The organism is Acinetobacter sp. A3 (assembly GCF_012371415.1).
GTDB lineage: Bacteria > Pseudomonadota > Gammaproteobacteria > Pseudomonadales > Moraxellaceae > Acinetobacter.
The window spans coordinates 1-11,965 of the sequence record NZ_JAAZQW010000056.1; the positions used below are offsets into that span (position 1 = coordinate 1).

At 42.9% G+C, this 11,965-nt stretch carries 11 protein-coding genes, 1 tRNA gene and 2 pseudogenes; 7 read left to right on the forward strand and 7 right to left on the reverse strand.

From position 1 onward, the window contains the following. Positions 1–156: 156 nt before the first annotated feature. Both HHA42_RS12365 and HHA42_RS12370 read right to left on the reverse strand, forming a co-directional pair. Positions 157–786 (reverse strand): DUF1294 domain-containing protein, encoded by a 630-nt coding sequence (locus HHA42_RS12365; protein ID WP_168526702.1) that lies wholly within the window; start codon positions 784–786, stop codon positions 157–159. A 10-nt stretch (positions 787–796) separates the two neighbouring features. Next, on the reverse strand, positions 797–1,747 hold the full coding sequence (locus tag HHA42_RS12370; RefSeq protein ID WP_168419389.1) for a homoserine kinase: 951 nt from the start codon (positions 1,745–1,747) through the stop codon (positions 797–799). A gap of 113 nt (positions 1,748–1,860) precedes the next feature. On the opposite strand from HHA42_RS12370, the gene hisF reads away from it, so the two are divergent. Continuing rightward, positions 1,861–2,619, forward strand: coding sequence for an imidazole glycerol phosphate synthase subunit HisF (gene hisF, locus HHA42_RS12375; protein WP_004974384.1), 759 nt, complete (start codon positions 1,861–1,863; stop codon positions 2,617–2,619). Positions 2,620–2,974: 355 nt separating this feature from the next. Here the strand turns inward: hisF and HHA42_RS12380 are convergent, their stop codons facing one another. Then, entirely contained in the window at positions 2,975–3,589 is a 615-nt protein-coding gene (locus HHA42_RS12380; RefSeq protein ID WP_168526704.1) for a sterol desaturase family protein, read from the reverse strand. Between the two features lie 123 nt (positions 3,590–3,712). Between HHA42_RS12380 and HHA42_RS12385 the strand changes: the two genes are divergently transcribed. Together HHA42_RS12385 and aqpZ are read left to right on the forward strand one after the other, a co-directional pair. Beyond that, on the forward strand, positions 3,713–4,714 hold the full coding sequence (locus tag HHA42_RS12385) for an AraC family transcriptional regulator (RefSeq protein ID WP_168419387.1): 1,002 nt from the start codon (positions 3,713–3,715) through the stop codon (positions 4,712–4,714). 109 nt (positions 4,715–4,823) lie between these two features. Then, entirely contained in the window at positions 4,824–5,519 is a 696-nt protein-coding gene (gene aqpZ / locus HHA42_RS12390; protein WP_168526710.1) for an aquaporin Z, read from the forward strand. Positions 5,520–5,627: 108 nt separating this feature from the next. Here aqpZ and HHA42_RS12395 read toward each other — a convergent pair whose 3' ends face one another. Continuing rightward, positions 5,628–5,873, reverse strand: coding sequence for a hypothetical protein (locus HHA42_RS12395; RefSeq protein WP_136143622.1), 246 nt, complete (start codon positions 5,871–5,873; stop codon positions 5,628–5,630). A 48-nt stretch (positions 5,874–5,921) separates the two neighbouring features. Continuing rightward, positions 5,922–6,998, reverse strand: a complete 1,077-nt coding sequence (locus HHA42_RS12400) for a DNA/RNA non-specific endonuclease (RefSeq protein WP_168526706.1) — start codon at positions 6,996–6,998, stop codon at positions 5,922–5,924. A gap of 310 nt (positions 6,999–7,308) precedes the next feature. Between HHA42_RS12400 and HHA42_RS12405 the strand changes: the two genes are divergently transcribed. Then, positions 7,309–7,905, forward strand: coding sequence for a hypothetical protein (locus HHA42_RS12405; RefSeq protein WP_168526708.1), 597 nt, complete (start codon positions 7,309–7,311; stop codon positions 7,903–7,905). Positions 7,906–8,021: 116 nt separating this feature from the next. Here HHA42_RS12405 and HHA42_RS12410 read toward each other — a convergent pair whose 3' ends face one another. Beyond that, on the reverse strand, positions 8,022–9,902 hold the full coding sequence (locus HHA42_RS12410; protein WP_168419384.1) for a potassium transporter Kup: 1,881 nt from the start codon (positions 9,900–9,902) through the stop codon (positions 8,022–8,024). Positions 9,903–10,021: 119 nt separating this feature from the next. On the opposite strand from HHA42_RS12410, the gene HHA42_RS12415 reads away from it, so the two are divergent. Continuing rightward, a tRNA-Ser gene (locus tag HHA42_RS12415) sits at positions 10,022–10,112 on the forward strand. Positions 10,113–10,283: 171 nt separating this feature from the next. On the opposite strand, the gene HHA42_RS12420 is transcribed toward HHA42_RS12415, so the two are convergent. Then, positions 10,284–10,934 carry a response regulator transcription factor gene (locus tag HHA42_RS12420; protein WP_168419383.1) on the reverse strand — a complete coding sequence of 217 codons (651 nt, stop codon included), beginning with the start codon at positions 10,932–10,934 and terminating at the stop codon, positions 10,284–10,286. Positions 10,935–11,282: 348 nt separating this feature from the next. On the opposite strand from HHA42_RS12420, the pseudogene HHA42_RS12425 reads away from it, so the two are divergent. Together HHA42_RS12425 and HHA42_RS12430 are read left to right on the forward strand one after the other, a co-directional pair. After that, positions 11,283–11,708 (forward strand): annotated as a pseudogene (locus tag HHA42_RS12425) (ATP-binding cassette domain-containing protein); the annotation flags it as partial. Next, positions 11,705–11,893 (forward strand): annotated as a pseudogene (locus tag HHA42_RS12430) (secretion protein HlyD); the annotation flags it as partial. The pseudogenes HHA42_RS12425 and HHA42_RS12430, both read left to right, overlap by 4 nt. Positions 11,894–11,965: the final 72 nt, after the last annotated feature.

Below are 11,965 nucleotides of genomic sequence, written 5' to 3' on the forward strand. Positions count from 1 at the left end.
AAATACAAAAGATAATCATTTAAATCTCTAATAAATACCCACCTTGCCACTACTGAATCGACATAGACAAAATGAGCGCTTATGCAAATATTTGTCTATATTTTTAGTTATAGTTAATTACTCCTGACTCGTCTGTTAGGGAAACAACACCCTCAACTAGATATTCAACTGATTAAAAGGTGAAATAAACCATAAAATCAGTAAGATATTTAAGAAAATTGTACAAAAATAAATCTTACCAAAGGGTTGTTTTTGTGTTTTATGGCGTAATTTTTGTTGTGCCAACCATGCCGCAGGCCAGCCCCCTAAAAAAGCGACGATATGCAAATTATTTTCAGGAATACGGCGCCCGCCCCGCTGTGCAGCTTCTTTATCTTGTGCATACAGCCAATAACTCAGAGCATTCATCAAACTGATGAATAATAACAACATCCCACTCAGTAGCCCCAACATGGTCAACAAAGCCAAAACAACAATATAGGCCACACATAGCATCTGTATGGGCTGCATTTTTTGTGTGCTGTTGGATGTTTTGGCTTTCGCAGAAGATGCCGCTGTTGCTTTGGTCTGTGTAGCTTTTAAATAAACGGCTTGCTGCGCTCGATAACGACCACGTTCATCTACCGTTACGGTATATTCCAAAGCACAACCAACAATGGGACGTGGCCCCTGACGAGCAAAATCCTTAATGTGTAAAAACACCCGATCTTTCTGGCGGTCATTTGGCTGAATAAAACCGTAACCCTGCTCATCAAACCACTCTACTAAACGTCCTTGATCACGCATCTCTGTATCCTTAAGCCGTCACAAACTTTAAGCGTTCAATCAGCATATTCCGCATTTCATCTGGATTTTTCTGCAAAATATCTGCGCCTGTCCGCCCTTCTGCCGCATTTTTAGCAGCCACTTGCAAACGCATTAACCAAAAACGTCCTGCCGCCATTGCCAAATAGAGTTCTAAACAAGCTTTTTCGTCTTGGGTTAAAGGCCGCACCGTTTCGTAGGCATTTAAAAATGCAATCGCCTTGCTTTCATTTAAGCTTAGCTCGGGAAAATCGGTACAAAAATCATTCAGGGTAATCGCAATATCAAATAGCAATTCATCCTGATTTAATTCGTAAAAATCTAAAATACCTTGTAAATGATCATCTGCGAACAAGGTATTGTCACGGAACAAGTCTGAGTGGATAAAGCCTTTGGGACGCTGCGGATAGACTGCGGTCAAGGCCTCATACAGTCCGAGTAGTTTGGATAATAAGGCTTGATCTGCCACATTTAGACTGGGTTTTAATTGGCGTGCAACACTGGCCCAATAAGCATGGTCACGCACATGATCACGCTGCAAGCTAAAGTCCTGCAAAGCCACATGCATTTTTGCCTGAGCAATGGCAATCGCTGCAACTTGTGCTTCGCTTGCTATGGTCGGGTGCTGTCCAATCAAACGCGGTGCAATTTGCGCAGGTTTATCTTTTAAACGATGAATGGCTTGTCCTGAGTGTGACAAAGGCACCGCCACAGGCAAACCTGTTTGCCCCAAATGCTGCAATACAGGAATTAACTCAGCCGCTGCCTGTTGGTCGAGTTCTTCAAAAATGGTCAGCACGTACTCGCTTTGATTGTCGCAACGCAAAAAATAATTGGTGTTTTGAATACCACCTTGAATAGGAATCAGCGCCAAGACCTCCAATCCATAGGCTGCTGCAAAGACCTGAACTTCCTTTAAAGTCAAAGGAGTATAAACCGACATAGAAAACCTGCGAAAAACCTGAGCTAAGTTTGATAGAATACCCGCTCCATCTACCAAGGTGTAGCGCTTGTGTGGGTGAGTTTCATAATCGGCTGTAATAATTGGAAAAATTTATGCTAGCGAAACGTATTATTCCTTGCCTAGACGTAGATAATGGTCGCGTGGTCAAGGGCGTGCAATTCCTTGATATTCGTGATGCGGGCGACCCTGTAGAAGTGGCGCGTCGTTATAATGAACAAGGTGCCGATGAAATCACCTTTTTAGACATTACCGCTACCCATCATGGTCGTGATACCACTTACCGTACTGTAGAGCGTATGGCAGAAACCGTGTTCGTTCCTCTGACCGTAGGTGGTGGCGTGCGCAAGGTTGAAGACATTCGCCTGTTATTGAACGCAGGTGCAGATAAAGTCAGCATTAACTCTGCAGCCGTGTTTAACCCAGAATTTGTACAGGAAGCCTCACAGCGCTTTGGCGCACAATGTATTGTGGTTGCTATTGATGCGAAAAAAACGGGTGATAACAAATGGGAAATTTTCACCCACGGTGGTCGTAAACCCACTGGTATTGACGCAATTGAATGGGCTGTAAAAATGGCAGACTACGGCGCAGGTGAGTTGCTGGTCACCTCAATGGATGCCGATGGCACCAAAGCAGGCTATGACTTGGCACTCATGCGTGCCATCAATGACCGTGTGACGGTACCTACCATTGCTTCTGGCGGTGTAGGCAATTTACAACACTTGGCCGATGGAATTCTAAAAGGCGGTGCCGATGCGGTACTGGCCGCCTCAATTTTCCACTTTGGTCAGCACACCATTCCTGAAGCCAAACAATATTTGGCAGCACAAGGCATTGAAATGCGTTTGTAAAATCATAGTGCAAACGAACTGTGAAAAGTGCAATCTGAGGATTGCACTTTTTTTAGCCTAAAACTGAAGTCAACGTAAAATTTAGGCAGAAAAAAAGGAGTCCGAAGACTCCTATCAACTCAAAAAACCACAGCGCTGAGGTTCTTTTATCTTTTTAAATAGACTTATAAAAAATAATCAACAAAATCAATTCATCATCACACAATATTCAACCGAAACATCCGTGGATATTTCACTGCACACAATATACGCAGAGCTTTAGCCGAAATATTGACCAAAAACACCTAAAATATTGACCATTTGCGACAAGACTTGCCTAAGCTGTCACTACAAACCTTCATTTGCTGCAACATAGTTAAGATACCTGCTCTGCCACAGCTAATTTTTTCTCGACCCATTTGGCAGGAAAATATGCAGCAGACAAACGGTTTAAACCCTGTGCAATCACCTGAGGTAAGGCAATGCCTAGCGGATTTTGCTCCTGTAAAGCAGGCGCTGAAATGACTCGCGTTCCTAAAAGATAATCAAACCAAGGCTTAGTCACACACCAGTTCGCATCCTGATTGCTGTTCATGTGATGGTCATAATGCCACGGAATTTTTTTAACCGCCCATTCTGGCTCTAAATGCGCACGACGATGAATATAATAATAATTCGCTGCACTATAAATAGCAGCCAGACTCATGCCCTTAGAGATCGGATAGAACACACCACTGGCGACTGTAGCCACCACAGCCAAAGACACAATTTCATTTTTAGTACGCCAGTTACTGATGCCTTCAACATAGCCATGATCATGAAAACTGGTTTTACGCACTTCACGATGGTGCTCCCAATGCGATTTCATACTCTCAGGCACTGGACTATAACGGCGCCGCCCCGGGCGATGTGTTCCGTGCAAAATATATTTATGTGCCACCCATTCAAAACCATTGGCAACCACCAAACCTACCACAAATCCTTTTAACATCAGCTCGCCTCCCTGCCTGTACGATTTGACCGCTGTGTTCACTATAGGTGCAGTAGTAGACTAGATCTTGACCAAAGAAATTTATATCATTGACAAATGACGACAAAAATAAATTGATAACACATGCAACAATTCAAAGAATATACAGGCTCGGTCTATGGCGGCTTAGGGCATTTATTAATGTGCTATTACCAAGCAAAACAACTGCCTATTCCAGAAAAATTACATAGTATTCAAAATCTTGAACGCTTTGATTATGCGCTTTGGCGTGAATTGCTTAACACCTTAGAGCAGCAGTTACCGCAACCTGCCTTGGGCCTGGAAATTGCCAAATATGTGCAGCCCAAACATTTGGGCATCATTGCCTATTTAGCCCTGTCCTGTGACCATTTGGGCGAGGCACTACAACGTTACCATGATTTTCATCGGCTGATTTATGATGGCGGCCCGTTGCAGGTCGAAGCACAAAACGATTATTTATCTATCCGTTGGTCGGAATTGCCTGTGCATATGACCACACAACTGACCGATGAGATCGCAATTGCTTTAATGATGGAATTTCTTAAGCATTTTATGCAGTTTGAGGACATTTGCCTGCACGAAGTGCATTTTCATCATCCCGCACCTAAAAACATTGCGCTGTATGAACAGTATTTTCATTGCAAAGTGCGTTTTTCTCAGCCAATTACCCAAGTGTTACTGCCCATTTCCGAGTTGGCAAAACCCTTTCATCAGGGCGATCAAACCTTACAGCATCTATTGCTGCAACAGGCGCAGGCCTTGCTAGATAAACTACCAAATAGCACCCAGACCGATCAGCGCCTGCAGCAAGCCATTTTGACGGGTCTGCAAAAAAATATGTATCAAATTGAACATATTGCCCAACAATTGCATATTTCTGTACGTCAATTACAGCGCCATTTACAACAGCAAGGCACGACTTATCAAAAGCGTATGCAGGAAGTACGATGTTTACTGGCAGAACAGTATTTGCAAGACCCGCATTTAAGTTTGCAGGAAATTGCTCTGCTCTTGGGTTATTCAGAACAGAGTGCTTTTCAGCGCGCCTTTAAACAATGGACACAGCACACCCCTCAACAATGGCGCTTGCAGCGCCGTGTATAATTTATCCTTTCTACTTAAATTTATGATAAATTCATCACACTATTGTTATAAAATGCGATTAGTTTAATTTAAGTTAAATCAATTTAACTCAAAAAATAAGCACTGGAGAATCAAATTAAATAAATATTTCGCGGAGCTGATTGGGACCTTCTGGCTGGTCTTCGGTGGCTGTGGTAGTGCGGTATTGGCGGCAGCTTTCCCTGAATTGGGCATTGGTTTTGTAGGTGTATCACTTGCTTTCGGTTTGACCGTTTTAACAGCAGCCTATGCGCTTGGTCATATTTCAGGTGGACACTTTAACCCTGCGGTCAGTATTAGTTTATGGGCAGGCGGTCGTTTTGAAGCCAAAGAACTGGCGCCTTATATTATTTCGCAAATTATTGGTGCAACGCTAGCGGCATTGGTGCTGTATCTGATTGTTCAAGGTCAAGCAGGCTTTGCAGGTACAGGTGGTTTCGCAACCAACGGCTATGGAGATTTATCTCCTGGTAAATACGCACTTAGCTCAGTTTTAATGATTGAAGTTGTACTCACTGCAGGTTTCTTGATGATTATTATGGGTGCAACTGACAAACGTACGCCTGCAGGTTTTGCCCCAATTGCAATTGGTTTGGCACTGACCTTAATCCACCTGATCAGTATTCCTGTGACCAATACATCTGTTAACCCTGCACGTAGTACAGGTGTAGCCTTCTTTGCAGAAACTGCAGCACTGAGCCAGCTTTGGGCTTTCTGGGTCGCTCCAATTGTCGGTGCGGTGATTGGTGCGGTGTTGTATCGAGCTATGGCTAAAACTGAAGACTAATTCAAAACTTTGCATTTGAATGATCCAAAATAAAAAGCCCGCGCTGTAAAGTGGCGGGCTTTTTTATATCTTGCTGCTTGGAAGCTCAATCCGTTTAAATTTTATCCATCATAAGAATGGATTTTCAATTTCACCCGCTTCGGGACGTTCCAGTTTTTCAGGTAAGTTTGGGCATTGCTCCAATGCTGCCACGACCTCATTAATCATAGCTTGCAAGGCTTTAGCTGCCTGTAACCCTGCCTGATCCTTACTGATTTGCAAATTGCCATAGACATTGATGCAATCGAGATCATTTTCTAAGGTTAGATCATAAATGGCGTGTGATTCAGTGCCATTTTGAAACGGTTTAAACATTGAATTCACCTGAGCGTGAAGGGGCCATACTTTGCATCTTAACCCAGTTTAAGATTTCAACAACTGTAAAATATATTGCAACAGTGCTTCAATCAACTGCTTCACAATTGCATCTTGGGTTTCTGTGTCAATACTGGCACCTGAAGCAGGACTGCTGCCTGAGCGTTTAAATTCGGTCTGTAAAGCTTGTAACTGCTCGGTAGGCACCTCTTCAGCACATTGGCTTTCTGCATCCCAATGCGAATATGCAATTGGCGTATTGGCTTTGACAGCATTCGCGGTCAGTGGCAATTTGTAAGTATTTCGCTTTTGCTCTTCGCTTAATTGTGGGAACAAATTGATGCCCAACTGTTCTTCTAAATAGCAGACACTGACCACTTTCACCTGTAGTGAGTCATTATTCGGTGCGTAATACGCCCCAATTGCTCCAGTTTTCGGCATATACACGGCTTTATATACTGCAGTCGGCACAATCACACCCTGCCCAATCGTTTTTAGACGTTTGGTATTGAAGCTTGGCCCTGTAATCACATACACATCTTGCTTTTGTTTGGTCACCATTGCACGGGTGGCTTCTTCAAGTTCACGCCAGACTTGCTGATTATTTTTAGGCGCTTGCGGCACAATATTGGCCAGAGAAAAACTATCAAACTGCGCGGCCAAATTGGTCATATCTGCATTTGGCGCCATGTGACCACGGTCATAGCCCGAACCACGATAATCCTGTAACGTCGCACGGTGTTCTGCCTTAACCCGTGGTTCTTCATGAAAATTATCTTCACGTGGAATACGCTGATTAAAACGTGCAGGGGTTAATGCTTCAGCCACCCATAACGGCGTTTTGGATACACCTGAATACATCACACTAAAATCATTAAAACATAGCGGATAACTGTCTTTTTGCAGGCTAGCTTTCAGTAAATATGGCGGTACTTCCCGATAAAACGGAGTCAGGCATGCACCGTTGCCTGTACTTGGAATCAGCGACATCCACTGACTTACTTTTTCCTGACCAAAGGCAATCGCGAAGCTGCCTGTTGCCACAACACCCAGCAGTACTTTTAAACTATTTTGATTGAAAATTTGAGTCCAATGTTTTTTGGAATTGCGCCGTTTTCTTGCCATAACCCTTACTGTAACTTCGCTCTAGATCCGCAGAGGATGCTCGAGCTTAACAATCCACTTACAGCTTGTATATGAAGTCACTCTTGTTCGTTTAACAATTAAACAAAAGCCCGCATATAACCCTACAAAAGCCCCACACAGCCTGAGTTTTAGGTAAGTTTGACATCAGTCTGAGGTAGTTTTAGTAGGTTTGATTGCAACACTTTTGGCAAATCTGCCAAGCTCATGCCACCCAAAATACAACAAATACCGCCCCTATTTTTTAAGCGGTATGCGTAATGATTTAAAAATAGTTTTGATGGAGTCAAACATGCGTTTTCATCTTTTTGCTTTCGGTTTAACCAGTTCCTTGATGAGCATTTCTGCCTTTTCAGAACCACCCATTCAAACGGGCGATACTTTAGAAAGCCTGTCTAAAGTCAAAATTCAGACCAGTATTAATGGGCAAGTAGGCTCTTTAGAGGAATTGGTAGCCAGTGGGCAAATCCGTATTGTGCAAAATGCTGAATCCCAAGCTGTGACGCATACTGAAAATACGCCACCGATGACTGCACTCCCGAACGCAGTTGATCAAGAGATGATTGCACAGCCTGAGGCTTCTGTGCCTGCTTCTGCCAGTACCGAAACAGCTATACAACATGCCACACAAGCAGAACAGGTGAGTGAGCAACACACCGCTACGCCATCTGCCCCGTTACTGTCTTCTTCGGCAGATTTACCGATTAATGCAGGTGATGATTTAGAGATCAGCGCAGAAACTTTACAGACTACACCTCAAGCGACAGCAACCAACATGCCTGAACATGCTGCGGCCAATATGCCAAGTGAATCTATACCTGAAACAGTTGCCCCTGCAGCACAGGATACAGATGTAAACGCCGAGCAACCGAACTCTACAGAACAATAATATTGCTGTCTTCAATATCGACATCTTCCCAATTTTTTGATTTGAAAGATCAGAAAATTGTAAAAATAAAAAACCAGCACATGAGGTGCTGGTTTTTAGCCTTGCATGAGTCAAATTTAAATCTCGATTTGACTGCCCAATTCAACCACACGGTTGGTTGGAATTTGATAAAAATCACTTACAGGACTGGTATTACGCTGCATAGAAATAAACAGTTTTTCACGCCATGGTGACATGCCATCACCCACGGTATGCACAATACGATCTCGCGAAATAAAGAAGCTCATTTGCATCATATCAAACTCAAATTCAAGCTGGTTGTAAGCTTGTTTTAAAGCACGCGGAATATTTGGCTGATCTTTAAAACCGTAATACATACTAATCCGATAGAAACGATCATCCAGCTTTTCGACCTGAATCCGATCTTGCTGTGCCACAAATGGAATATCGCGAGTAATCACCGTCACCATGATATTACGTTCATGCAGCACCTTATTGTGCTTAATATTGTGCAACATGGCATGCGGTACAATGTTTGGCGTACCTGTCAGGAAAATCGCATCTCCTGGTACAAATTTGGTTTCATTACCCATGCTGACACTTTGAATAAACAGATCAATCGGCAAGGCATCTTTTTCCAAACGCTTAATGACTAAGGCACGACCATCTTTCCAAGTCATCAAGATGGTAAACATGACTGCACCAATTAAGATTGGGACCCATCCCCCTGCGACAATTTTGAGCGAAGTTGACGCCACAAAAATTAAGTCCAACGTTAAAAATGGCACCGCAAACAGGGCAACTTTCCACATAGGCCAGCGCCAAAAACCATAGGCCAAAATTGAAATTAAAATCGTGCCGCAAAGCATGGTCATGGTCACGGCCACACCATAGGCACTGGCTAAATTGGCACTGTTTTCAAATAGCAAAATTAAAATCAGCACCGAAATAAATAAGGCCCAGTTAATAAATGGCAAATAAATTTGCCCACGCTCTACATCGGAGGTGTGGCGTACCGTCAGGCGAGGTAAATAACGCAATTGAATGGCCTGATTGACCATTGAAAAAACACCTGTGATCACAGCTTGAGACGCAATGACAGCCGCAGCTGTGGCTAACCCAATCATCGGGTATAGACCCCATTCTGGTACTAGCATATAAAATGGGTTTTCAATGGCTTCTGGGTTACGCAATAAAAGCGCACCTTGTCCTGCATAATTCAGTAATAGACAAGGCAAGACAATGACAAACCAAGCTAGACGAATTGGCATGCGACCAAAATGCCCCATATCGGCATACAGCGCTTCACCACCAGTCATGGTCAGAATCACAGCACCCATGGTTAAAAATGCCACAAAGGGTTGTTGTACCACAAAGTTAAAGGCCCAATGTGGGCTTATCATGGCCAATACAAATGGGGTTTGGATGATGCTGAGCAAGCCTGCACCACCAATCGCAAAAAACCACAACAACGTTAAAGGGCCAAAAAATTTGCCCATGGTGCCTGTACCATGACGCTGCACCATGAATAATCCCGCTAAAATACCGATCGAGAGTGGTACTAACCATTGGTTAAATACAGGCGTGGCAATGCTCAGCCCTTCAATAGCAGACAGCACAGAAATTGCGGGAGTGATAATGCCATCGCCAAAGAATAGGGATGCACCAATAAAGCCAAGTGCAATCAGGAAGATTTTTTTATCTTCAGCAATGCGGGTCGTTCGCAGGTTCAATGCCAGTAACGACATAATCCCACCCTCACCATTGTTATCGGCACGCATAATAACGGTGACGTATTTGAAGCTAATGGTGAGCATCATGCACCAGAAAATCAGGGATAAAATTCCCAAAACACTGGCTTGGGTAATTGCAAGATGAGCCGTTAAAAAAGTTTGTCGGAAGGCGTAAAGTGGACTGGTTCCAATGTCCCCAAATACAACTCCGAGTGCAGCCAAAGTAACAACGGGTAAGGCTGCTTTTTTTGCAGTACTTTGCATAGGTGTCTTCAATTTAGACGGTATTTTTGAGAATCATAGCACTACGTTATAAGTTTTTCTCTAAATCAAATGTTTCAACTTGGCTTTATGCTATTTTTTGGTTATTATCCACCGCCTATGGTGAAGTGTCCGAGTGGCTGAAGGAGCACGCCTGGAAAGTGTGTATACGTTAATAGCGTATCGAGGGTTCGAATCCCTCTTTCACCGCCAAATATCATTCCCATGATGTCTTATGGGATCTTAAAAGACTTAAACCACAAGGGTTTAGGTCTTTTTTTATGGCCAATATAAGGTGAGTAGCGATCATCACCCAATAAAAAACCGCTGTTCAATCTTCAAGATCAATACAGCGGCTATTAAAATCAATCTTTTACAGATCAATCACATTTTCTTTTCTTCAATATTTAAAGCATTAATTGCCAAAACTGCCTGAGTACGATTTTGCACACCCAATTTACGGAAAATAGCCGTTACATGCGCTTTAATGGTAGCTTCAGAAACATCTAACTCATAGGCAATTTGCTTGTTCAATAAGCCTTCTGCCACCATCATCAATACACGGAATTGTTGCGGAGTTAAAGATTGAATGCGTTCGGCCAAAGCGGTTTCATCTGCAGCACGAGGGTCAAAACTTACGTTGGCAGCCAAGTTTGGTGGTAACCAAATTTCACCTTCCAGTACCTGACGAATAGCTTCTCCAATATGGCTTGGATGTGCCGATTTTGGAATATAGCCCATTGCACCATGCGCAATAGAACGCTGAATAATCGATGCTTCTTCGTGAGCAGACACCACAATAATCGGGATAGATGGATATTGCGCACGTACATGCACTAAAGCAGAAAAGCCCGATGCACCTGGCAAATTCAAATCTAATAAAACAAGATCAGGCTCAGGCCCATTTTCCAAACGCTCATACAATTCATTCACTGCAGCAGTTTCATGAATTTGAGCTTGCGGTAAGCTATAACGAACCGCCTGAATTAAGGCATGACGAAACAGCGGATGATCATCAACGATTAATATATTCATAACAGACGTGAGAGATCTTGTGCACAGTTCTTCTATTCTAACCACACAAGTACAATGAAGGATATGCAAGATATGACTTTTTTGCATTTATTGTGCAAGAAATCACAGAAAAGTGTGTATTTTTTATGACATCCCCTGTCAACACGTCTCGAATATACAACAAGACGATGGTCTAACTACATTGAATCCAATAGTTATGCACACGTTTCAAAAAATTATCCACAGCCATAATCAATTCATATTGCAGCGGATAAGATAAATTCAAATAAAGACTTTCAAAAAGCTATTCGATAGAGCAACAAACCTACCTTTTAAAAAATATTAATTTCAGTGATAAACCCTAAGGCGGGTGCGCCTTTGGCCAGTGATGATGATCTGTTACATGCGCTTAAAATCACAGGGGCGCTCCAGTTTGTGCAAGACAAAAAAGAAGGACTGGATCATGTCATTTTAGAAGGTGGCATTGGCTTTTCAGGTGGGCAACGTCAAGCCTTATTACTTGCACGCTTATTAATTCGCCAACCGAATATTTTGCTGCTGGATGAACCTACCGCTGCAATTGATGATATTTCCGAAAAACAATTGATTGAGCATTTAAAAGGCTGGCTAGGACAACGTACTTTGGTGATTGCGACCCATCGTCGGGCGGTTTTGGAATTGGTAGATCGAATTATTGTCATGAATGATGGAAAAATTGTCATGGATGGGCCACGTGATCAGGTCTTAAGTCAATCTCAGATAAAAGCTAGCCCTGCGTCGGGAGTAAAAGCATGAGCGAAAAAGAACTTAACCCTCAGCGAGTGATGAAACTGACCGATCTTGAACCTGAATTACCTAAATCCAGCGTTTTTATCTGGCTGATTTGTATTGGTTTACTGGTCTTACTGGTTTGGGCATGGGTGTTTAAACTTGAAGAAGTCACAACGGGTACAGGCAAGGTCATTCCTTCATCTAAAGAGTAATTAACTATAACTAAAAATATAGACAAATATTTGCATAAGTGCTCATTTTGTCTATGTCGATTCAGTAGT